Annotated in this window: 23 protein-coding genes; 21 read left to right on the top strand and 2 right to left on the bottom strand. The window is 61.7% G+C overall.

The window, feature by feature from the left end; genetic code table 11:
• The first annotated feature begins 63 nt into the window (after nucleotides 1-63).
• The 21 genes from EQV90_RS01975 to EQV90_RS01875 all read left to right on the top strand — a co-directional run bounded on the left by EQV90_RS01975 (nucleotide 64) and on the right by EQV90_RS01875 (nucleotide 21,645).
• Nucleotides 64-462 carry a DUF2946 domain-containing protein gene (locus EQV90_RS01975; RefSeq protein WP_003439179.1) on the top strand — a complete coding sequence of 133 codons (399 nt, stop codon included), beginning with the start codon at nucleotides 64-66 and terminating at the stop codon, nucleotides 460-462.
• A 47-nt stretch (nucleotides 463-509) separates the two neighbouring features.
• The gene (locus EQV90_RS01970; protein WP_003439177.1) at nucleotides 510-1,004 is read left to right on the top strand and encodes a copper chaperone PCu(A)C; all 495 of its coding nucleotides are present in this window, start codon (nucleotides 510-512) and stop codon (nucleotides 1,002-1,004) included.
• 42 nt (nucleotides 1,005-1,046) lie between these two features.
• Nucleotides 1,047-1,418 carry a DUF2946 domain-containing protein gene (locus tag EQV90_RS01965; protein ID WP_240877683.1) on the top strand — a complete coding sequence of 124 codons (372 nt, stop codon included), beginning with the start codon at nucleotides 1,047-1,049 and terminating at the stop codon, nucleotides 1,416-1,418.
• A 98-nt stretch (nucleotides 1,419-1,516) separates the two neighbouring features.
• A complete protein-coding gene (locus tag EQV90_RS01960; RefSeq protein ID WP_240877682.1) occupies nucleotides 1,517-3,595 on the top strand; it encodes a TonB-dependent copper receptor in 2,079 nt (692 codons plus the stop codon).
• Nucleotides 3,596-3,677: 82 nt separating this feature from the next.
• Nucleotides 3,678-5,054 (top strand): PepSY domain-containing protein, encoded by a 1,377-nt coding sequence (locus tag EQV90_RS01955; RefSeq protein ID WP_010656238.1) that lies wholly within the window; start codon nucleotides 3,678-3,680, stop codon nucleotides 5,052-5,054.
• Between the two features lie 165 nt (nucleotides 5,055-5,219).
• A complete protein-coding gene (locus tag EQV90_RS01950; protein ID WP_240877681.1) occupies nucleotides 5,220-7,337 on the top strand; it encodes a TonB-dependent receptor in 2,118 nt (705 codons plus the stop codon).
• Between the two features lie 94 nt (nucleotides 7,338-7,431).
• Nucleotides 7,432-8,220, top strand: coding sequence for an ABC transporter ATP-binding protein (locus EQV90_RS01945; RefSeq protein WP_003439163.1), 789 nt, complete (start codon nucleotides 7,432-7,434; stop codon nucleotides 8,218-8,220).
• Nucleotides 8,217-9,167, top strand: a complete 951-nt coding sequence (locus tag EQV90_RS01940; protein ID WP_010656240.1) for an ABC transporter substrate-binding protein — start codon at nucleotides 8,217-8,219, stop codon at nucleotides 9,165-9,167. Before EQV90_RS01945 ends, EQV90_RS01940 begins: the two co-directional genes overlap by 4 nt.
• Nucleotides 9,164-10,174, top strand: a complete 1,011-nt coding sequence (locus EQV90_RS01935) for an iron ABC transporter permease (RefSeq protein WP_003439158.1) — start codon at nucleotides 9,164-9,166, stop codon at nucleotides 10,172-10,174. Before EQV90_RS01940 ends, EQV90_RS01935 begins: the two co-directional genes overlap by 4 nt.
• Nucleotides 10,175-10,374: 200 nt before the next feature.
• The gene (gene urtA / locus EQV90_RS01930) at nucleotides 10,375-11,640 is read left to right on the top strand and encodes an urea ABC transporter substrate-binding protein (RefSeq protein ID WP_003439155.1); all 1,266 of its coding nucleotides are present in this window, start codon (nucleotides 10,375-10,377) and stop codon (nucleotides 11,638-11,640) included.
• Nucleotides 11,641-11,715: 75 nt separating this feature from the next.
• Entirely contained in the window at nucleotides 11,716-13,218 is a 1,503-nt protein-coding gene (gene urtB / locus EQV90_RS01925; protein WP_240877680.1) for an urea ABC transporter permease subunit UrtB, read from the top strand.
• Nucleotides 13,218-14,297, top strand: coding sequence for an urea ABC transporter permease subunit UrtC (gene urtC / locus EQV90_RS01920; RefSeq protein ID WP_240877679.1), 1,080 nt, complete (start codon nucleotides 13,218-13,220; stop codon nucleotides 14,295-14,297). Before urtB ends, urtC begins: the two co-directional genes overlap by 1 nt.
• Nucleotides 14,294-15,154, top strand: coding sequence for an urea ABC transporter ATP-binding protein UrtD (gene urtD, locus EQV90_RS01915; protein WP_010656242.1), 861 nt, complete (start codon nucleotides 14,294-14,296; stop codon nucleotides 15,152-15,154). The genes urtC and urtD overlap by 4 nt, the downstream gene beginning before the upstream one ends.
• A gap of 55 nt (nucleotides 15,155-15,209) precedes the next feature.
• A complete protein-coding gene (urtE, locus tag EQV90_RS01910) occupies nucleotides 15,210-15,908 on the top strand; it encodes an urea ABC transporter ATP-binding subunit UrtE (RefSeq protein ID WP_010656243.1) in 699 nt (232 codons plus the stop codon).
• A gap of 32 nt (nucleotides 15,909-15,940) precedes the next feature.
• Nucleotides 15,941-16,780, top strand: coding sequence for an urease accessory protein UreD (locus tag EQV90_RS01905; RefSeq protein WP_003439139.1), 840 nt, complete (start codon nucleotides 15,941-15,943; stop codon nucleotides 16,778-16,780).
• A 98-nt stretch (nucleotides 16,781-16,878) separates the two neighbouring features.
• Entirely contained in the window at nucleotides 16,879-17,181 is a 303-nt protein-coding gene (gene ureA, locus EQV90_RS01900; RefSeq protein ID WP_003439136.1) for an urease subunit gamma, read from the top strand.
• A 9-nt stretch (nucleotides 17,182-17,190) separates the two neighbouring features.
• A complete protein-coding gene (locus tag EQV90_RS01895) occupies nucleotides 17,191-17,724 on the top strand; it encodes a GNAT family N-acetyltransferase (protein WP_003439134.1) in 534 nt (177 codons plus the stop codon).
• Entirely contained in the window at nucleotides 17,721-18,254 is a 534-nt protein-coding gene (locus EQV90_RS01890) for a GNAT family N-acetyltransferase (protein ID WP_003439132.1), read from the top strand. The genes EQV90_RS01895 and EQV90_RS01890 overlap by 4 nt, the downstream gene beginning before the upstream one ends.
• On the top strand, nucleotides 18,251-18,559 hold the full coding sequence (locus tag EQV90_RS01885) for an urease subunit beta (RefSeq protein ID WP_003439131.1): 309 nt from the start codon (nucleotides 18,251-18,253) through the stop codon (nucleotides 18,557-18,559). Before EQV90_RS01890 ends, EQV90_RS01885 begins: the two co-directional genes overlap by 4 nt.
• Before the next feature lie 128 nt (nucleotides 18,560-18,687).
• Complete coding sequence (gene ureC / locus EQV90_RS01880) at nucleotides 18,688-20,388, top strand: urease subunit alpha (RefSeq protein WP_003439130.1); 1,701 nt, start codon at nucleotides 18,688-18,690, stop codon at nucleotides 20,386-20,388.
• A gap of 123 nt (nucleotides 20,389-20,511) precedes the next feature.
• The gene (locus EQV90_RS01875) at nucleotides 20,512-21,645 is read left to right on the top strand and encodes a HAMP domain-containing sensor histidine kinase (RefSeq protein WP_003439128.1); all 1,134 of its coding nucleotides are present in this window, start codon (nucleotides 20,512-20,514) and stop codon (nucleotides 21,643-21,645) included.
• A 121-nt stretch (nucleotides 21,646-21,766) separates the two neighbouring features.
• On the opposite strand, the gene EQV90_RS01870 is transcribed toward EQV90_RS01875, so the two are convergent.
• Nucleotides 21,767-22,075, bottom strand: a complete 309-nt coding sequence (locus EQV90_RS01870; RefSeq protein WP_240877678.1) for a chaperone modulator CbpM — start codon at nucleotides 22,073-22,075, stop codon at nucleotides 21,767-21,769.
• A 2-nt stretch (nucleotides 22,076-22,077) separates the two neighbouring features.
• Nucleotides 22,078-22,989: a curved DNA-binding protein gene (gene cbpA, locus EQV90_RS01865; protein WP_003439123.1), complete on the bottom strand. Its 912-nt coding sequence runs from the start codon at nucleotides 22,987-22,989 to the stop codon at nucleotides 22,078-22,080.
• Nucleotides 22,990-23,140 lie beyond the last annotated feature (151 nt).

Here is a 23,140-nt window from a genome sequence, read left to right as displayed (position 1 = left end):
TTTACTTACGTCGGTCATTCAGGCTAAATAGCCGCCTTGATGCCATCACTCATGGAATTGTTCATGTCCCGACAACGCTTTGCATTTGCCTGGATCGCCTGCTTCGCAGTGCTGTTCAACATGCTCGCCATGTCGACGGCCGGAGCCATGGGCGGGGCAAGGCAAGAAGCGGGCGAACAGTTCATGTGGAGCAGCTTTTGCACCTCCACCGGCACCAAGATGGTTGCCGTGTCACTGGGCAAGCTTGACGCCGGCGACAGCCGCAAAGACGATCACTCGAACATGCAGCATTGCTGGTGCTGCTCGGGCGCGGCACCGCTGGTGGCTTTGCCGGCGCATATCCCGACTCTGTATTTCGCCGCCATCGAACATGGCCACAGCCAAGTCCCCGACCACCTCAAACGCCCCACCCCGCGCCAGCAATGGCCGAGCCTCAACCCCCGCGCTTCCCCTCTGGCCTGATTCATCCTCGCAACCATTTTGCGTTTGAATCGTTCCGGAGAATTGCCATGTTGAACCTGTCACTGGTCAAAAATGCCCTGATCGCGGCGGCTTTGCTGCTGCCTGCCTGTTTCGCCAACGCCCATGAATACCAAAGCGGCACGCTGCAAATCGCTCATCCGTGGTCCCAGCAGTTACCGCCCAATGCGCCGACCGTGGCCGCGTATTTCGTGATTCACAACACCGGCACCAGCGCCGACCGCCTGGTCAGTGTCGACACCCCCATTGCCGATAAAGCCGAGCTGCATCAGCACGTGATGCAGGGCGACTTGATGAAGATGCAACCGGTGCCCAGCGTCGAGGTTGCCCCCGGCGGCACCGTCACGTTCGCGCCCATGGCGTACCACGTGATGCTGCTCGGCCTCAAAGACCGCAGTCTGCTGCAGGACGGCAAACACTTCCCCATGACCCTGCACTTTGAAAAGGCCGGTGCCATCACGGTTGATGTGAACGTGCAGAAACAGGCGCCGCCCGCCAGCACGGAAGCCATGCACACCCACTAACGGTCACTGATCCCCGTGGGCGCCCCTCGCGCCAGGCACGCCATGTCGCAGATTCGCGGCAACTGGCTGAGCCTGTTTGCCATGCTGATGATTTTTATCGGCCCGCTGATTTCCCAAGCGGTGCCGATGGATCATCACGCCTCCATGAACATGACGATGCCGATGTCGGCCGGCATGTCGATGCAAGACCACGGCGAGCACGGCAAACCGTCCGCCGATCACCACGCGATTTGGGAAAAGTGCGGCTATTGCACCCTGCTGTTCAGTTGCCCGGCACTGCCCAACGCCCCGACCCTGACCCTCCATACAGCCCCCCCTCCGGGCAACTATCTGGCGGCGACCACCCTGCTGGGCCATGCCCGGCAACCGGTCTTCCCCGGCGCCCGCTCCCGCGCCCCGCCAGCATTCCTTTAAGCACCGACCCCACAAACTCACAGGCCCGCCTGCCAGTGCTGCTTTAGACAGCCGCAGGCCCCTGGCCGTGTTGTATTCGCTTGAATATTGGAATGTTTATGTCCCGCTTTACTGTTGCCGCCCGTTTGCCCCACGCCCAAACGGTATTCCCTTTCGCCCTGAGCGCACTGTGCTGCGCATTGTTCGCGCCTGCGGTCATGGCCGACGAACACGCAGAGCACGCCAACGAAATCAGCCCGCTGGTGATCACGGCCATCGCCCCCAGCTCGCCACTGACCATAGTCACCAACCCCAAGGACCCGCGCCAGCCGGTGCCGGCCAGTGACGGTGGCGACTACCTCAAGACCATTCCCGGCTTCGCCCTGGTCCGCAACGGTGGCACCAACGGCGACCCGGTATTGCGCGGCATGTTCGGTTCACGCCTGAACATTCTCACCAACGGCGGCATGATGCTCGGCGCCTGCCCCGGCCGCATGGACGCCCCCACTTCCTACATCTCGCCGGAAACCTACGACCAGCTGACCGTGATCAAGGGCCCGCAAACCGTACTCTGGGGCCCGGGGGCATCGGCCGGCACCATCCTGTTCGAGCGCGAACCGGAGCATTTCGGCGAACTGGGCACCCGGGTCAATGCCAGTGTCCTGGCCGGTTCCAACGGCCGCTTCGACAAGACCGTCGACGCCGCCGCCGGCGGCCCGCTGGGCTACGTGCGGGTGATCGGCAACACCGCGCACGCTGATGACTACAAGGACGGCAACGGCGACACCGTGCCGTCGCGCTATGACAAGTGGAACGGCGATGTAGCACTGGGCTGGACCCCGGACCCGGACACCCTGCTGGAGCTCACTGCCGGCAAGGGCGATGGTCAAGCCCGCTCTGCCGGGCGCGGCATGGACGGCAGCCAGTACCAGCGCGAAAGCCTGGGCCTGCGCTTCGAAAAATCAAATATCGGCGATGTTCTCGACAAGATCGAAGCACAGGTCTACTACAACTATGCCGACCACGTCATGGACAACTACAGCCTGCGCACCCCGTCGGGCACCGGCATGATGAGCGGCCCCATGGCCTCCAACGTCGACCGCCGCACCCTCGGCGCACGGATCAAGGCCACCTGGCACTGGGCCGACTACCAGTTGATCAGCGGTATCGATGCGCAGACCAACGAACACCGCAAACGCTCCGGCATGGGCATCGATACCTATAAGGATCAGAACTGGAGCAAGGACGCCGACTTCCATAACTACGGTGCTTTTGGCGAACTGACCTGGTACGCCGCCGAGCGTGACCGGGTCATTACCGGAGCCCGCCTGGACCACGCTGCAGCCAAGGATTACCGCGCCCGGATCGGCTCCGGGATGATGAGCAAAGCCAACCCGACCCTGGATAAAACCCGCGCCGACACACTGCCCAGCGGCTTTGTGCGTTACGAACATGATCTGGCCGACAGCCCGGCCACGGTCTATGCCGGCCTGGGTCACGCCGAACGTTTCCCGGATTACTGGGAGCTGTTCTCCCCGACCTCAGGCCCGGCCGGCTCGGTTAACGCTTTCGATGCAATCAAGCCGGAAAAAACCACTCAGCTCGATGTGGGCCTGCAATACAAAATCCGCGATCTCGAAGCCTGGGTCTCGGCCTATGCCGGGGTCGTTCACGATTACATCCTGTTCGACTACGACTCGGGTTCGTCCCGGGCGCAAAACATCAACGCCCGGATCATGGGCGGCGAACTGGGTGCTGCGTATCAGCTGACTGCACACTGGAAAGCCGACGCCACCCTGGCCTACGCCTGGGGCAAGAACACCACAGACGGCAAGGCACTGCCGCAAATGCCACCGCTGGACAGCCGCCTGGGCCTCACTTACAGCCAGGACGACTGGAGTGCCGGGGCCTTGTGGCGACTGGTGGCACCGCAAGACCGCATCGACCGTAATGCCGGCAATGTGGTCGGCAAGGACTACGACAAGAGTGCCGGTTTTGGCGTGTTCTCGTTGAACGGCGCGTACCGCATCAACAAAAACCTCAAGGTCAGTGCCGGCGTCGACAACCTGCTGGATAAAAACTACAGCGAGCACCTGAACATGGCGGGCAACGCCGGCTACGGCTACCCGGCAAACGACCCGACCCCGATCAACGAGCCGGGGCGCACCTTGTGGACCAAGGTTGACGTGAGCTTCTGACAACAACGGATTGCCCTGTGGGAGCTGGCTTGCCAGCTCCCACAGGGCTCAAGAGAATAATGACCTTGCGGAGCCGCTCCCGATGAGCCGACCAACCCCCTCTTTCTACAACCTGGCCTGGCGCTGGCATTTCTATGCCGGGCTGTTTGTCGCCCCCTTCATGATTCTGCTGGCGCTGACCGGGATCATTTACCTGTTCAAGCCCCAGCTCGATCCCTTGATGTATGACCACCTGCTCAATGTCACCCCCGGCCACCACCGCCTCAGTGCCGACGAGCAACTGCAGCGGGTGCGCCTCGATTATCCACAGGGCCGCATCAGCCAGTACCTGCCTGCGGTCAACCCCGAGCGCAGCGCCCAGTTCGTGGTCAGCAATGACGGGCGCCAGCTCAACGTGTTCATCAACCCGTACAGCGGTGAAGTGCTGGGCGAGCAGGATGCCAGGTTCAACCTGCAAGCCGTGGCCCGGGCGCTACACGGGGAGTTGATGATCGGCACTGTGGGTGACCGGCTGGTGGAACTCGCCGCCGGCTGGGGCGTGGTGCTGGTGGTTTCCGGCCTGTACCTGTGGTGGCCGCGCGGGCAATCGGCCGCCGGAATCTTATGGCCGCGCCTGAGCCGCCGCGGCCGCGTGTTGTGGCGCGACCTGCATGCTGTCACCGGTTTCTGGGGCGCAGCCCTGTTGTTGTTCATGCTGCTCAGCGGCATGACCTGGACCGGCTTGTGGGGCAAGCAATACGCCGACCTGTGGAACCGCTTCCCGGTGGCGATGTGGAATAACGTGCCGCAGTCAGATATCGAGGCCCGCAGCCTCAACACCCCTGCCCGCCAGACCGTACCCTGGGCGATGGAAAACACCCCGCTGCCGGTCTCCGGGGCCCACGCTGAACACATGGCCCATGCCGCCCACGCAAGCGGCCCGGCGGCCCCCGGCATCAGCCTGCAACAGGTGGTTGAAACGGCCACTGCACGCAAGGTCGAACCCGGCTACAGCATCACCTTGCCCACCACCGCCACCGGCGTATTCACCATCGCCGTGTTCGCTGACGACCCGCGCAACGACGCCACCCTGCATATCGATCAATACACCGGCCAGGTGCTGGCCGATGTGCGCTGGGAGCAATACGGCAACGTCGCCCGCGCCACCGAAATGAGCGTGATGCTGCATGAAGGCAAGCTGTTCGGCACCTTCAACCAGATCGTGATTTTGCTGGTGTGCCTGATGATCCTGCTGAGTTCGGTCAGCGCTCTGGTGATCTGGTGGAAACGCCGTCCCCAGGGCCGTCTGGGGGTCCCGCCGCTGCGCCACGATTTGCCGACCTGGAAAACCGGGGTGCTGATTATCCTGGCACTGGCCATTGCCTTTCCGTTGGTGGGCGCTTCGCTGATCGCGGTGTGGTTGCTGGATCGCCTGCTGATGATTTTTCGCAAAACGCCACCACTTGAGCTGCGCTCATAATCAACATGAAGCATCCGAGATGCGCGATCTAGAGCCCTGGCTATACTGGCAAGCCAGTATCAAGCAGAAAACCATTGTTACTGTATAACAAAGGCCTTTAAGCTCCATCACCCGCCGCCAGGAGGCAGCGGGGACACCTCTTGAAATAAGCGACTCACTGCCCCGATGAACAAGTACCTTTTTTCCAGCCTCTGTCTGCTGGCGATCAACAGCGCCCACGCGGATGACTCCGCCCCGTCCCTGATGCTGCCGGCCGCGAACATTACCGCGCCGCAAGTCGATGCCGAACACATCGACCTCAAGACTGCCACCAGCGCCGGCTCACGCCTGAACCTCAACAGCCTTGAAACCCCGGCCAGCGTCGAAAGCCTGAGCGGCGAACGGATTCGTGCCCGCGGCGACCGCAGTGTCCAGGACGCGGTGACTCGTACCACCGGTATCACCAACACGGCTACCCCGGGCAACGGCGGCTCGTCGTACTCGGCCCGGGGTTTTGTCGGCCAGGGCTCGGTGATGCAGTTGTATGACGGGATTCGCATGTACAGCGGCGCCGGCACCGTGACCTTCCCGGTGGACGACTGGTCGGTGGAGCGCATCGATGTGCTGCGCGGCCCGGCATCAGTGCTGTACGGCGAAGGCGCGACCGGCGCGGTGATCAACGTGATCCCGAAAAAACCGTTCAGCGGCGAAATCGAAAATCATCTGCGGGTTGGCTACGGCTCCTACGACAGCCAGCAGCAAGCCCTGGACAGCGGCGGCTCGCTGACCGATACCCTGAGCTATCGGTTGAACCTCAACCACATCCAAAGCAATGGCTGGATCGACCACGGTGACTCCGAAAGCACCTTTATCAGTGCCGCCCTGCGCTGGCAGGCCCGGGATGATCTGGCATTTACCCTGAGCCACGACTACGGCGACCAGGAGCCGCAGAACGACTTCGGCGTCCCCCTGATCAATGGCCGTTATCACAAGAGCCTGCGGGACAAGAACTACAACGTGCGCGACGCCAAGCTGCATTACAACGATCAGTGGACGCGCCTGAACAGCGAGTGGCAGATCAACGACGATCTGGTTGCCAGCAACGAACTGTATTACCTCAAGGCCCAGCGTCGCTGGCAAAACGCTGAAAACCATGCCTGGGACCAGGACCGACAAACCTTGATGCGCAGTGGCTACTACAGCATCAAGCACCAGCAGGAACAGGTCGGTGACCGTCAGACGTTCACCCTCGACCACGATCTGTTCGGCCTTGAAAGCAAAACCCTGGTGGGCGCGGACTACAACCGTATCCACTTTGACCTGCACAGCAATGCGCCTTACAAGGATGTAGTGACTGTCGGTACACCGATTGACATGAACCACCCGGATCGCGGCGAGTTCACAAGCAATTCGCCCTACCGCGACCAGTTCAAGACCACCACCCAGCAAGTGTCGCTGTTTGCCGAAAACCGCACGCAACTGAGCGAGCAGCTGTCGCTGGTCACTGGCGTGCGGCGCGACATCGTGCACCTGGACCGCGACGACTTGATCGAAGACACCCGCAGTGATCGCAGCCTCTCGGCCAACAGCTGGAAAGTCGGCCTGGTGTATGAACTGACGCCGGACATGTCGGTGTATGCGCAACAGGCCACCAGCGTCGATGGCGTAGCCGGGCTGATCAGCCTGTACCCCTCCGAGCAAGGCTTTGACATGGCCCGCGCCCGCCAGACCGAAGTCGGTTTCAAGCAAATGTTCTGGGACCAGCGCGGTGAGTGGACCCTGGCCGCGTATCACATCGTCAAAAAGGACTTGCTGACGCCTGATCCGAACAACCCGGGCAACTCGCTGCAAGTCGGTCAGCAATCATCCAACGGCCTTGAAGCCAGCCTCGATCTGCAACTGCCGGACCGCTGGCAGCTGCAGGCCAATGCCGCGTTCGTGCGGGCCGAATACGACAAGTTCGATGACGAAGGCGTGTCCCGCAAAGGCAACCGCCCCACCGACGTACCGCGGCGCACCGCCAACCTGTGGTTGAGCAAAACCATTAGCGATGACCTTAATGCCGGGGCCGGGGTGCGTTATGTGGACTCCCGTTACGCCGACCTTGCCAACACCGTCGTACTGCCGAGTTATACCGTGGTGGACGCCACTGTCAGCTGGAAAGCGCTGCCAAAAACCACCCTGGGCCTGCGCCTGAATAATTTGTTCAACCGCCAGTACGCTGTAAGCCAATACAATGGCGGCCAGCAATGGATCATGGGCGAACCGCGCTCGTTCTTCGTCACGGCGGATTACACCTTTTAAAGCCCCAACCCCTGCAGGAGCGCGCTTGCTCGCGAGCCGTGAAAAGCTCGCGAGCAACTCGCTCCTGCAGAGATCAGATCAACACCGGAATTTTATGACCCGCCTCACCCTCACTCAACTTGCCTGGACCCCGCTGGGCCACGGCCACTGTCATCACCAGTTCCAGCTGCGTGATGCCAATCTGCACGTGGCCGCAGGCGAGTTCGTGGGGCTGATCGGGCCCAACGGCAGCGGTAAAACCAGCCTGCTGCGTTGCGCTTATCGCTTCAGCAAACCCGAGTCGGGCCAGGTTCACCTCGGTGCGCACAACCTCTGGCAGCAATCGCCACGCTGGTGCGCCCAACGCGTCGCCGTGGTGTTGCAGGAATTTCCGGACGCCTTTGGCCTGACCGTCGATGAAGTGGTCGCCATGGGCCGTACCCCCCATAAAGGCCTGTTCGACGGCGATACCGAGGCCGACCGCGAGCTGGCGAAAAAAGCCCTCGAATCCGTTGGCCTGCAGGGCTTCGAAGACCACGCATTCGCCACCCTGTCCGGCGGTGAAAAACAGCGGGTGATTCTGGCCCGGGCCCTGGCCCAGCAACCCGAACTGCTGATCCTCGACGAGCCGACCAATCATCTCGATCCACGCTACCAGCTGGAGCTGCTGCAACTGGTCAAACGCCTGAACATCGGAACCCTGGCCAGCATCCACGACCTCAATCTGGCCGCGGCCTTTTGCGACCGGCTATACGTGATCGACCACGGCAGGATCATCGCCAGCGGCACCCCGCGCGAGGTGCTGACCGTCGACCTGTTGCGCGACGTGTTTGGCGTCGACGCGCTGATCGACGACCATCCGCTGTCCGGCTACCCGCGCATTACCTGGATAACCCAAGCATGAAACTGATCCGCCTCGCCCTCTGCCTGTGCGCATTGTCCGCTGCCCCATGGGCCCGGGCCGAAGCCAGCAAATACCCGCTGACCATTACCAGCTGCAACCGTGAGGTGACCTTCAACCAGGCACCCGAACACGCAGTCAGCCATGACATCAACATGACGCAAATGATGCTCGCCCTCGGCCTCAAGCCGCGCATGGTCGGCTACAGCGGCATCAGTGGCTGGAAAGCGGTGACGCCCGGGATGAAGGTGATTCTCGATGGCCTGCCGGAGCTGGCGAGCAAGTACCCCTCGGTGGAAACCCTGCTCAACGCCAACGTCGACTTCTTCTTTGCCGGCTGGGATTACGGCATGCGCGTCGGCGGCGACCTCACGCCGCAAACCCTGACCCCGCTGGGCATTAACGTGTACGAGCTGACCGAGTCCTGCGCCTTCGTGATGAAGCGCCCGCCCGCCAGCATGGAGGACACTTACAACGACCTGCGCAACCTGGGCAAAATTTTTGACGTGCAAGACCGCGCCAACACGCTGATCGCTCAGATGCAGGAAAAAATCGCCACCGTGCAAAAGAACCTGCCCGGGGCAAAGCCACGGGTGTTCCTGTACGACAGCGGTGAAGACCGTGCCATGACCTCGGGCAAGCTGGGCATTCCCCACGCACTGATCGAAGCCGCAGGCGGCAACGACATCCTCAGTGATATCGACGCCAGCTGGACCCGTATCAACTGGGAGACCGTGGTCGAGCGCAACCCTGAAGTGATCGTCATCGTCGATTACAGCGAAGTCAGCGCCGAACAAAAACAGCGCTTCCTCGAAACCAGCCCGGCCCTGCAATCGGTCGACGCGATTCGCAACAAACGCTTCATCGTCATCCCTTACGTGCAAGCCACCCCCGGCATCGACAACGTGCTGGCCATCGAAACCCTGGCCAAAGGTTTCCACCCCCAATGATGACTCGCCGCTACGCCCTGCTGCTGGCCTGTCTCGGCGCCCTGCTGCTGGTGTCGTGCGTGATTTCCCTGGGCTTCGGCCCGGCGCGGGTGCCGGTGGACGTGGTGTGGCACATATTGCTCAACAAACTGTTCGGTATCGGTGAGGTCAGCTGGAGCGCCGGGCAGGAACATATCGTATGGCTGATCCGCGTGCCGCGCATGCTGCTTGGGGCGCTGGTGGGTGCCGGGCTGGCATTGATCGGCGCGGTGCTGCAAGCCGTGACCCGTAACCCGCTGGCTGACCCGCACCTGCTGGGCGTGACCAGCGGTGCCACACTGGGGGCGGTGATTGTGGTGCTGCACGTGGGCCAGATCGTCGGCCTGCTGACCTTGCCCATCGCGGCCTTTATCGGTGCGTTGCTGAGCATGGTTCTGGTGCTGGCCATCGCCAGCCGCCAGGGCCGCCTGGACAGTGACCGGTTGCTGCTGTGCGGGGTGGCCGTGTCGTTCGTGATGATGGCCATCGCCAATACCCTGCTGTTTCTGGGCGACCATCGCGCCAGCTCCGCCGTACTGTTCTGGATGCTCGGCGGGCTGGGGCTGGCGCGCTGGGAACTGCTACTGGTGCCCAGCACTGTGGTGCTGCTGGGGCTGGTACTGCTGCTGGGCATGGCCCGCCCGCTCAACGCCTTGATGGCGGGCGAGCAAACCGCCGTCACCCTGGGCCTGAACGCACGCAATGTGCGGCTCAAGGTGTTTTTGATCGCCTCCCTGATGACCGGAGTGCTGGTGGCTATCAGCGGCTCGATCGGCTTTGTCGGGCTGATGATTCCGCACATTGCCCGGCGTCTGGTGGGGGCCGAGCACCGGCGTTTGCTGCCGGTGTCAGCACTGCTGGGCAGCGTGTTCCTGGTTTGGGTGGACGTTGCCGCGCGCACCCTGATCGCCCCTGAAGACCTGCCCATCGGCGTGGCCACTGCGGCGATTGGCGGCCTGTTCTTTATAGGGCTGATGCGCAAGCGCTAACCCCCCTCCCGTAGCACCAACACGGCGCAGGCCGCGCACCAAAACCGCCTTCAGGCGCCGCACTGGTGCGCCGACACCTCAAAATTCGCCCTTGAGCCCCGTTCCAGAGCCTGCGCACCACTTCGGCACAGCCCTTGCTATAGACCTTCCCAGTGTCCCCGTCGACCCATTAGAAAAATCAGACATCTGGAGATCGCCCCATGAAGCGTCGCAGCTTGCTCAAAGCTTTCACCCTCACGGCATCCATTGCCGCCATGGGCATGACCTGGACGGTGCAAGCCGCCGAGACCATCAAGGTGGGGATTTTGCATTCGTTGTCCGGAACCATGGCGATTTCCGAAACGTCGCTCAAGGACATGGCGCTGATGACCATCGACGAGATCAACGCCAAAGGCGGCGTGAACGGCAAGCTGCTCGAAGCGGTGGTGGTCGACCCGGCGTCCAACTGGCCGCTGTTTGCAGAAAAGGGTCGCCAGTTGCTGACCCAGGACAAGGTCGCCGTGGTCTTCGGCTGCTGGACCTCGGTGTCGCGCAAATCGGTGTTGCCGGTATTTGAAGAGCTCAACGGCCTGCTGTTTTACCCGGTGCAATACGAAGGCGAAGAGATGTCGCCCAACGTCTTCTACACCGGCGCCGCACCTAACCAGCAAGCCATTCCGGCGGTCGAGTATTTGATGAGCGAGGACGGCGGCAGCGCCAGGCGCTTCGTGTTGCTGGGCACCGACTACGTGTACCCGCGCACCACCAACAAGATCCTGCGTGCCTTCCTGCATTCCAAAGGTGTGGCCGACAAGGACATCGAAGAGGTCTACACCCCGTTTGGCCACAGCGATTACCAGACCATAGTGTCCAACATCAAAAAATTCTCCGCCGGGGGCAAGACGGCGGTGATCTCCACGGTCAACGGCGACTCCAACGTGCCGTTCTATAAAGAGCTGGCCAACCAGGGCCTGAAGGCCACCGACGTGCCGGTGATTGCATTCTCGGTGGGCGAAGAAGAACTGCGCGGCATCGATACCAAACCGCTGGTGGGCAACCTCGCGGCCTGGAACTACTTTGAGTCGGTGCACAACCCGGTGAACCAGAAGTTCGTCGCCGACTGGAAAGCCTACGCCAAAGCCCACAACCTGCCGGGTGCGGACAAGGCCGTGACCAACGACCCGATGGAAGCCACCTACGTCGGTATCCACATGTGGGCGCAGGCGGCAGAGCAAGCCAAGTCCACCGATGTCGATAAAGTCCGGGAAGCCATGGCCGGCCAGACATTCGCCGCGCCGTCGGGCTACACCCTGACCATGGACAAGACCAACCACCACCTGCACAAGCCGGTGATGATCGGCGAGATCGAAGATAACGGTCAGTTCAACGTGGTGTGGCAGACCAAGGAGCCGATCCGCGCCCAGCCCTGGAGTCCGTATATCCCGGGCAATGACAAAAAGCCGGATTACGCAGTGAAGAGCAACTAAAGCCAATAACACAACCTCTGCAGGAGCGAGCTTGCTCGCGAGCAAGCCCGCTCCTGCAGGAAAAAGGCCCTGTCTATGCCAACTGCCCTTTACCGTTTTATCTTCGCCTGCCTGCTGTTGCTGCCCCCGGGGGCGTACGCCGACGATGCCGGCGACTTCGCAGCGGCCGACAATTCCCGCCAGGCCCAACTGCTGGAAAGCTGGGCGGCACAACCGACAGCTGAACGCGCGGCGCTGATCAACGACCTGCAACAAGGTCAGATCAGCGTCGACGGGCAAAGCAAAACCCTGCGCCTGAATAACCGTTTGCGCGGTTTGATTGAGACCGCCCAGGCCAGTCAGCAATTGCTCGCTCCAGACCCGAAACTGCGTCTGGCGGCCGCCCTGCAACTGCAAAAATCCGCCAAACCGGCACAACTGGCCTTCCTCGGCCGGCAACTGGCCGGCGAAACCGACAGTACTGCACATAGCGCCCTGAGCCTGGCACTGGCCAACCTGCAACTGGTGGACCCCGACCCGGCAGTGCGTCTGGCAGCCGTGCGCCTGCTGGGTGAAACCGGCGAACCCCTGGCCCGCACCCGCCTCGAAACCCTGCTGCAGGCCGGGGTCGAAACCGACGCCAAGGTACGCATCGCTGCCGAAACCGGCCTGGCCCAGGTCAAACGCAAACTGCTGATCGGTGACTTGCTGGGCCAGGCCTTCAGCGGCTTGTCCCTGGGCTCGATTCTGTTGCTGGCAGCCCTGGGGCTGGCCATCACCTTCGGCCTGCTCGGGGTGATCAACATGGCCCATGGCGAGATGCTGATGCTCGGCGCCTACTCGACCTACTGCGTGCAGTTGCTGTTTCAGCGCTTCGCCCCCGGCGCCATCGAGTTCTACCCGCTGCTGGCGCTGCCCGTGGCGTTCTTTGTCACGGCCTGCGTGGGCATGCTTGTGGAGCGCACCATCATTCGCCACCTCTATGGCCGGCCGCTGGAAACCCTGCTCGCCACCTGGGGCATCAGCCTGATCCTGATTCAATTGGTGCGGGTGCTGTTCGGCGCGCAAAACGTCGAAGTGGCCAACCCGGCCTGGCTCTCGGGCGGGCTGCAAGTGCTGCCCAACCTGGTGCTGCCGTACAACCGCCTGGTGATTATCGTCTTCGCCCTGGCCGTGGTGTTGCTGACCTGGTTGCTGCTGAACAAAACCCGGCTGGGCCTGAACGTGCGTGCGGTCACCCAGAACCGCAACATGGCGGCTTGCTGCGGCGTACCCACCGGCAGGGTCGATATGCTCGCCTTTGGCCTCGGCTCGGGGATTGCCGGGCTCGGCGGGGTGGCCTTGAGTCAGGTTGGCAACGTCGGCCCTGACCTGGGCCAGGGCTACATCATCGACTCGTTCCTGGTGGTGGTGCTGGGCGGTGTCGGCCAACTGGCGGGCACGGTGTACGCGGCCTTCGGCCTGGGCATCGCAAACAAGATTCTTGAACCGCAGATCGGCGCCGTGCTGGGCAAAATCCTGATCCTGGGGCTGATCATTCTGTTTATCCAGAAGCGTCCGCAAGGTCTCTTCGCGCTCAAAGGACGGGTGATCGACTGATGAATCAGCCTCTGCTGCTTACTGCCACGCAAAAGGCCGGACCGGCCGTGACCGCCACTGTCGGCGGCCTGGTATTACTGGTGCTGCTGGCCCTGCCGCTGCTGTCGCTGCTGCCTGCCGACAGCCCGTTCCAGATCTCGGCCTATACCCTGACGCTGACGGGCAAGATCCTCTGTTACGCCATCGTTGCCCTGGCGCTGGATCTGGTCTGGGGCTACGCCGGCCTGCTGTCGCTGGGCCACGGCCTGTTCTTCGCCCTGGGCGGTTACGCCATGGGCATGTACCTGATGCGCCAGGCTTCGGGCGATGAGTTACCGGCCTTTATGACCTTTCTGTCCTGGACCGAATTGCCCTGGTACTGGACCGGCACCGAGCATTTCTGGTGGGCCATGTGCCTGGTGGTGCTGGCCCCCGGTTTGCTGGCGCTGGTGTTCGGCTTTTTTGCCTTCCGTTCGCGGATCAAGGGCGTGTATTTCTCGATCATGACCCAGGCCCTGACCTTCGCCGGGATGCTGCTGTTTTTCCGCAACGAAACCGGTTTTGGCGGCAACAACGGCTTCACCAACTTCCGCAGCATTCTGGGGTTTGGCATCACCGAGCCCGGCACCCGCGCGGCACTGTTCTTCGCCACCGTGATGTTGCTGGTGGCCAGCCTGTTTCTCGGCTGGCGCCTGGCGCGCAGTAAATTCGGGCGGGTGCTGACCGCATTGCGCGACGCCGAAAACCGCCTGATGTTTTGCGGCTATGACCCCCGCGGTTTCAAGCTGTTCGTCTGGGTACTCAGTGCTGTTTTATGCGGCCTGGCCGGGGCGTTGTATGTACCGCAAGTGGGCATTATCAACCCTGGGGAAATGTCGCCCACCAACTCCATAGAAGCTGCCGTGTGGGTAGCCCTCGGCGGGCGTGGCACCCTGATCGGCCCGTTGCTGGGCGCGGGTGTGGTCAACGGCATGAAGAGCTGGTTCACCGTAGCCTTCCCCGAGTACTGGCTGTTCTTCCTCGGCGCGCTGTTTATCGTCGTGACCCTGTACCTGCCCAAAGGCGTGATCGGCCTGCTGAAGAAAAGGGGCGAACAATGAGAATCACTGCAACGGCGGAATTTATGCTCGAACCCGCATTCGATCCAAACAAGGATGCCGGCAGCAGCCGCGACGCCATAGGTCTGGGCCAGGCTGCGGGAACCGGCCTCAATACCCGCCACGGCACCATTCTGACGCTGGAAGACATCAGCGTCAGCTTTGACGGTTTCAAGGCCCTGAACAACCTCAACCTGTACATAGGCGTCGGCGAGTTGCGCTGCATCATCGGCCCCAATGGCGCAGGCAAGACCACCATGATGGACGTGATCACCGGCAAGACCCGCCCCAGCGAAGGTCAGGCCTGGTTCGGTGAAACCCTGGACCTGCAGCAGATGAGCGAAGTACAGATCGCCCAGTCCGGGATCGGCCGCAAGTTCCAGAAACCCACGGTGTTTGAAGCCCTGAGCGTGTTCGAAAACCTGGAGCTGGCGCAAAAAACCGACAAGTCGGTGTGGGCCAGCCTGCGCGCCAGACTTACGGGTGAGCAAAGGGACCGCATCGCCGAAGTACTGGAGACCATTCGCCTGAGCACCTCGGCCCGGCGCCCGGCGGGATTGCTGTCCCATGGCCAGAAACAGTTTCTGGAGATCGGCATGCTGCTGGTGCAAGACCCGCAACTGTTACTGCTGGATGAACCGGTGGCGGGCATGACCGATGCCGAAACCGAATTCACCGCCGAGCTGTTCAAAAGCCTGGCCGGCAAACACTCGCTGATGGTGGTGGAACACGACATGGGATTTGTCGGCTCGATTGCCGACCACGTCACCGTGTTGCACCAGGGCAGCGTTCTGGCGCAAGGCTCGCTGGCACAGGTGCAGGCGGATGAACGGGTGATCGAGGTTTATCTGGGCCGCTAACGCCCCGCTGCAATCGCTGGCAAGCCAGCTCCCACAGGGTATTAGGGGATTCACGATGCTACGAATACAAAATCTGCATCAGTTCTACGGCGGCAGCCACATTCTTCGCGGCCTGTCGTTTGAGGTCAAAGTCGGCGAAGTCACTTGCCTGCTGGGCCGTAACGGCGTGGGCAAGACCACATTGCTCAAGTGCCTGATGGGTTTGCTGGCCGTCAGGGAAGGCAGCGTGACCTGGGAGGACAAGCCCATTACCACGCTCAAGCCCCACCAGCGGGTTCACGCCGGGATCGCTTATGTGCCCCAGGGCCGGGAGATCTTCGGGCGCCTGACGGTGGAGGAAAACCTGTTGATGGGCCTGTCCCGTTTCCCCGGTTCCCAGGCCCGGGAAGTGCCCGGATTTATCTATGAACTGTTCCCGGTGTTGCTGCAAATGAAGCATCGGCGCGGCGGCGATTTGTCCGGCGGCCAGCAGCAACAACTGGCGATCGGCCGCGCGCTTGCCAGCCGCCCGCGCCTGCTGATCCTCGATGAGCCGACCGAAGGGATTCAACCATCGGTGATCAAGGAGATCGGCGCGGTGATCAAGATGCTCGCTGCCCGGGGCGATATGGCCATCCTGCTGGTGGAGCAGTTCTACGACTTTGCCGAAGAACTGGCGGACCAGTATCTGGTGATGTCCAGAGGCGAAATCGTGCAACAGGGCCGTGGTGAAAATATGCAAACAGAGGGTGTGCGTGGACTGGTGACGATTTAGTCTGTAACTCTTTTTGATGAAAAAGCCGACCTATGAACCTGCCTGCCAACCCCGCATTGTTCACCCCCAGCTGGCACGCCGAGCTGGAGCTGGGCTATGGCCGTTTTGGCGACAGTACGCGCCCTACCCAGCGCCGCCATGTCGGTCCGTTGCGGGTGCAGAAGCACCTGTATGCCGAAGGCCCCGAGGTGTGCCAGCACATCATTGTTCACCCACCCGGCGGCATTGCCGGCGGCGACCGGTTGAACATCTGCGCCAGTGTCGGCCCGGATGCCTGGGCGCAACTCACCAGCCCCGGTGCCGCCAAGTGGTATCGCGCGGCCGGCCCGGCGTACCAGAGCCTGACCCTGAACGTGGCCGCCGGTGCGACCCTGGAATGGCTGCCGCAAGAAACCATAGTGTTCAGCGACGCCCGGGCCGAACTGACGACGCGCATTGAGCTTGAAGGCGACGGGCGCCTGTTTTACTGGGACATGGTGGCGCTGGGACGACTGGCCAGTGGTGAGCGTTTTGAGCACGGGCATTTTCAATCACAGCTGGATATTCGCCGTGACGGCCAGTTGCTCTGGCATGAGCGCCAGCGGGTTATCGGCGGCGACGGCTTGCTGGATTCGCCAATCGGACTGGACGGCAACCCGGTGTTCGCGACATTGCTGGTGACCGGGGAAATCAGTGCCGAGCTGCTGCAAACCTGTCGCGACCTGCCCAACCCGGTACGCGGTGACCTGACCCAGCTGCCGGGGTTAGTGGTCGCACGCTGCCTGGCGGTAGAAGCCTTGCAGGCCCGCGCCTGGCTGATCGAGCTGTGGCGCCTGCTGCGCCCGGCATTGTTGGGCCGTGAGGCACTGGCCCCGAGGATCTGGAGTACCTGAGAACCGTCGCGATTTTTTGAGGACCTCTGTGGGAGCTGGCTTGCCAGCTCCCACAGAGGTCCTCGACCCATAATCCTTAATTTAACAACGGACCCACCATGGACCTGACCTCACGCGAAAAAGACAAGATGCTTATCTTTACCGCCGGACTGCTGGCCGAGCGACGGCTGGCACGCGGGGTGATGCTTAACTACCCGGAAACCATCGCCTATATATCCGCCGCCCTGCTCGAAGGCGCCCGCGACGGCCGTACCGTCGCCGAGCTGATGCACTACGGCACCACCCTGCTGACCCGCGAACAAGTGATGCAAGGCATTCCGGAGATGATCCCCGACATCCAGATCGAAGCCACTTTCCCGGATGGCACCAAGCTGGTCACCGTCCACCAACCCATCGCCTGAGGCTGCTGCATGTCTTACCTAATTCGTGATGCCGTCGCGGCTGACCTGCCAGCGATTCTCGATATCTACAACGATGCGGTGCTCAACACCCTAGCAATCTGGAACGAGCAAACCGTCGACCTGGCCAATCGTCAGCAATGGCTCGCTGCCCGCCAGGCCCAGGGCTATCCGGTGCTGGTGATAGTCGATGAGCGCAATCTGACTCTGGGTTACGCCTCGTTTGGCGACTGGCGCCCCTTTGAAGGGTTCCGCCATACCGTCGAACATTCGGTGTACGTGCATCCCGAACAACGGGGCAAACGCCTCGGACCGCAATTGCTGGCAGCGCTGATTGAACGTGCCAGAGCGTGCGGCAAGCACGTGATGGTGGCGGCCATCGAGAGCGGCAATGCGGCCTCGATCCATGTGCATAAACAGCTGGGTTTTGTCACCGGCGGGCGCATGCCCCAAGTCGGGATCAAGTTTGGCCGCTGGCTGGACCTGACCTTTATGCAACTGATGCTCAACCCCGGCGCGCTGCCGCCACAGGAGTGCGGCAAATGAATAATGAACAAGTGCTGCAGCTAACCGCCCGCAGCTTTGCCGAATATCGCGACGGGCTGATTACCTTGCTGCTGGATGCTGTGCGCTACGGCGCGTCCGTGGGATTCATGGACGATCTGGACCTGCCCCAGGCCAGCCACTATTTCAACGAAGTACAGGCCCAGCTGGAGCAAGGCACTCTGCTCCTGTGGGTGTTGATTGAAGACGGCCGGGTGCTGGCCAGCGTGCAACTTGCCCTGTGCCAGAAGCGCAACGGGCTCAACCGTGCCGAGGTCCAGAAACTGCTGGTGCTCAACGAAGCCCGGCGCCGTGGTCTGGGCCAGATAATGATCCACGCCCTGGAGCAAGGGGCGCGGGCACAAAAGCGCGGCTTGCTGCACCTGGACACCGAGGCCGGCTCGCCCGCAGAAAACTTCTACAGTGCCCTGGGTTACACCCGGGTCGGCGAGCTACCCAACTATTGCCGCAGCCCCGACGGTCACTACAGCCCTACGGCCATCTACTACAAAACCTTGAGTGAGCCGCAATGATTCCCGGCCAATACCGCATTGCAGCCGGTGACATCGAGCTGAATGTCGGCCGTCGGACCCTGAGCCTCAGCGTGTCCAATCGTGGCGACCGCCCGATCCAGGTGGGTTCGCACTATCACTTTTTCGAAACCAACGATGCCCTGATGTTTAACCGTGCTGACAGCCGTGGCATGCGCCTGAATATCCCGGCGGGCACCGCCGTGCGTTTCGAGCCGGGGCAGACCCGCGAAGTGGAACTGGTGGAACTGGCCGGGCTGCGCCGGGTGTTCGGCTTTGCCGGCCGGGTCATGGGCAATCTGGATTAACCCCAATCCCCTAATCCCCTGTAGGAGCGAGCTTGCTCGCGAGCCCTTAAGCGCTCTTGAGAAAAAGCTCGCGAGCAAGCTCGCTCCTACAGGGATTGGGGGATGGTTTATATATTTAGGAACTCACTATGAAAATTTCCCGCCAGGCCTACGCCGACATGTTCGGCCCTACCGTTGGCGACAAGATCCGCTTGGCCGACACCGAGCTGTGGATCGAGGTCGAGCAGGACTTCACCATCTACGGCGAAGAAGTGAAGTTCGGCGGCGGCAAGGTGATCCGCGACGGCATGGGCCAAAGCCAGTTGCTCGCCAGCGAGGTGGTGGACACGCTGATTACCAACGCCCTGATCATCGATCACTGGGGCATCGTCAAAGCCGACGTGGGCCTGAAAAACGGCCGGATCCACGCCATCGGCAAAGCCGGCAACCCGGATATCCAGCCCGGCGTGACCATCGCCATCGGCGCCAGTACCGAAGTGATCGCCGGCGAAGGCATGATCCTCACGGCCGGCGGTATCGACACCCATATCCACTTCATCTGCCCACAACAGATCGAAGAGGCATTGAACAGCGGGGTCACCACCATGATCGGCGGTGGCACCGGCCCGGCCACCGGGACCAATGCCACCACCTGCACCTCGGGGCCGTGGCACATGGCGCGCATGCTGCAGGCCGCCGATGCATTCCCGATGAACATGGGCTTTACCGGCAAGGGCAACGCCAGCCTGCCGCAACCGCTGATCGAGCAGGTCGAAGCCGGGGCCATCGGTCTCAAGCTGCACGAGGACTGGGGCACTACGCCCGCGGCCATCGACAACTGCCTGAACGTGGCCGATCTGTATGACGTGCAAGTGGCAATTCACAGCGACACGCTGAACGAGTCGGGCTTTGTCGAAACCACCCTGGCCGCATTCAAGGGCCGCACCATCCACACCTATCACACCGAAGGCGCGGGTGGCGGCCATGCCCCGGATATCATCAAGGCCTGCGGCCTGAGCAATGTATTGCCCAGCTCGACCAATCCGACCCGGCCGTTTACCCGCAATACCATCGACGAGCACCTCGACATGCTGATGGTCTGCCATCACCTCGACCCGAGCATCGCCGAGGATGTGGCCTTCGCTGAAAGCCGTATCCGTCGTGAAACCATCGCCGCCGAGGACATCCTGCACGACCTCGGCGCGTTTTCGATGATCAGCTCCGACAGCCAGGCCATGGGCCGGGTCGGCGAGGTCATCACCCGTACCTGGCAAACCGCCGACAAGATGAAGAAACAGCGCGGCCCGCTGCCCGAAGACGCACCGGGCAATGACAATTTTCGCGCCAAACGCTACATCGCCAAATACACCATCAACCCGGCGATCACCCACGGTGTCAGCCATGAAGTGGGCTCGATCGAGGTGGGCAAGTGGGCCGACCTGGTGCTCTGGCGACCGGCGTTCTTCGGGGTCAAGCCGACCCTGATTCTCAAGGGCGGGGCGATTGCCTCGAGCCTGATGGGTGATCCGAATGCGTCGATCCCTACCCCGCAGCCGGTGCACTACCGCCCGATGTTTGCCAGCTACGGCGGCTCGCGGCATGCCACCTGCCTGACCTTTATCAGCCAGGCGGCGGCGGATGCCGGGGTACCCGCGGCACTGGGGCTGAAGAAGCAAATCGCGGTGGTCAAAGGCTGTCGCGAAGTGCAGAAAACCGACCTGATTCACAACGGTTACCTGCCCGAAATCGAAGTCGATCCGCAGACCTATCAAGTCAAGGCCGACGGGGTGCTGCTGTGGTGCGAACCCGCTGATGTATTGCCGATGGCACAGCGCTATTTTCTGTTTTGAGGACTGCGGGCAGTTCCCCTGGCTGGCAGGGGACTGTACCGGCAAGCGGTTGTATAGAAAGCTGTCGTTAGGGGCTAAGATGCGACACCTTAATTACTATCGCTCTTGCAGCAGGGTCTGGCTATGCGCCTATCTGAATTCATCGTGCACAACGCTGATCGTATCGTCGATGAATGGGAGCAGTTCGCCGAAACCATCACCCCGGCTGCCGAATCAATGGACAGCGTGGCCCTGCGCGATCATGCCAAGGCCATTCTGCTGGCCGCTGCGCGGGACATGAACACCGCGCAAACCGCCAGCGAACAACAGGCCAAGGCCGAGGGCGAAGGGCCGGAAAAAACCCCGAGCCTGGACGTTGCCGCCGCCAGCCATGGCGAACTGCGCCATACCGTGGGCTTTGATCTGGTGCAGATGACCTCCGAGTTCCGGCACTTGCGCGCCTGCGTGATCCGCTTGTGGGTCGCCAGCCTCGAAACTCTGGAGCTGAGCTACTTGCAGGACATGATCCGGTTCAATGAGGCCATTGATGAGGCGCTGGCCGAATCCACCGAGGCCTACGCCGAGCAGGTCAACCGCTCGCGGGATATCTTCCTGGCGATTCTGGGCCATGACCTGCGCGCGCCGTTGCAAGCGGTGAGCATGTCCACCGAAATGCTGGAACGCAAAATTACCCTGGATGCCAACGCCCTGAATTACGTCAAGGCGATCAAGACCGGGGCGCGCCACATGCAGGCGATGGTCAGTGATCTGCTGGAGTTTGTGCGCAGCCGCCTGGGTACGCAGTTGCCTGTGGAACCCTGCGCCATGAACCTGGCCCAGGCTTGTCAGACCGCACTGGACCAGGCCGGCGCCGGACACCCCAAGTGTGAGCAGAGCTTGCAGGTTAACGGCAATGTTGAAGGCCACTGGGACCCTCGACGCCTCGACCAGCTGCTGCAGAACCTGATCGGCAATGCGTTGCAGCATGGCGCCAGCGAAGGCGCGGTGACCCTGATCCTGAACGGAACTGACGACCACGTGACCCTGCGGGTGCACAACAACGGCACCCCGATTGCAGAGGAGGCGCTGGCCACCCTGTTCGACCCGTTGGTACGCAGCCCGAGCGAAGACATTGGCCACCCGGGCGCGTCCACCAGCCTTGGCCTGGGCTTGTTCATCGTCAAGGAAGTGGTAGACGCGCACCATGGCAGCATCGAAGTGTCCTCGACCGAAGCCGAGGGCACGACGTTTACCGTGGTGTTGCCCAAACAGATCTGACAAATAAAAAACCCGTAGGAGCGAGCTTGCCTCGCGAGCTGTATCTGGCGTGCTGCACGCTACTGTGAACAGCTATCTGAAAAGCTCGCGAGGCTAGCTCGCTCCTACAGTACGGTCGCGGCTACAGGTCGCAGACAAAGCGGCCCAGTTGCTGCTTGAGCCGCTGGTTCTCGGCCCGCAATTGCTGCACTTCCTCGATCAGGTCCAGCGCCAGGGCGACGCCTTCCCACTCCATCTCCAGGTCGTGGTGCAGCTTGGTCGCACGCTGTGCGATGGCCAGTTCGTAGTCTTCAAAACGCCACACGTCCGGCGTGCGGCCCTGAGGTTCGATAATTCCGTGTTCGACAATCTCTATCACGTAAGTGGCCGGGATGCCGGCCTCTTCGCAGAACCTTTCCATGTCCAGCTGAACGATCAGGGTGCTGCTCATGATCAGTTACTCCATTGGGCTCTCGGATCGAATGCCGATTTGTCGGCCAAGTCTTGCCACAGGGCTTTTGTGGCCTCGTCGCTCTGTTTCGGCATGACCACTTTCAATTGGGCATACAAATCACCACGCTCGCCTTGCTTGTTCGCCAGGCCATGGCCTTTGATGCGCAAGCGTTGACCGCTCTGGCTGTCCGGACGGATGGTCAGGTTGATTTTGCTGGTCAGGGTCGGCACGGCCACTTTGGCCCCCAGAGCAGCTTCCCACGGCGCCACTGGCACCGTGATCACCAGATCATGACCTTCAACATCGAACTTCGGATGCGGAGCAAAGCGGATGATCAGGTATAGATCGCCATTGGCACCGCCACCCACGCCCGGACCGCCCTGCCCTTTAAGGCGGATGCGCTCACCGTCGGTGACACCGGCCGGGATTTTCACGTTAAGGGTCTTGTTGGCGCCGCCAATCTGGAAGCTGATCTGCTTCGATTCGCCGGACAGGGTTTCTTCAAGGAAAATCGGCAGTTCCATTTCTACATCCTGTCCACGACGTCCCGCACTGCGGCCGCTCTGGCCGCCGAAGCCATTACCGCGCGAACCGAAGATCGAGCTGAAAAAGTCTGAAAAATCGCCCTGATCCTCGAAACCACCGCTCGAGTGCCCTTGCCAGCCCGGCGGCCCCTGGAATGGCTGCCCATGTTGACCGTACTTGCGCATTTCATCGTATTCGGCGCGCTTGTCGGCACTTTTCAGGGCTTCATACGCTTCGTTGACGTCCTTGAATTTCTCCTCGGCGTCCTTTTCCTTGCTCACATCCGGGTGATACTTGCGCGCGAGCTTGCGATAAGCGGTCTTGATCGCCTTATCGTCAGCCGTGGGCTCGACACCCAGGATTTTGTAATAGTCTTTGAAGTCCATGTAAGGATCACCATCCGTTATCAATATCGCGCAGCTCGAAGCCACCCAGAATGCTCTGGTTAACCGGCCCGGGGGTTGACCGATCTCAATCCTGTGACTGACCAGCGCTGCAAAAGTTTATCGGCAGCCTTAAGACCGCCAAACCAATGTC

The sequence above is a fragment of the Pseudomonas sp. TMW22089 genome (assembly GCF_022496645.1).
GTDB lineage: Bacteria > Pseudomonadota > Gammaproteobacteria > Pseudomonadales > Pseudomonadaceae > Aquipseudomonas > Aquipseudomonas paraversuta.
Note: the sequence above shows the minus strand (reverse complement) of the source record. Positions and strands in the feature narration are given on the sequence as shown.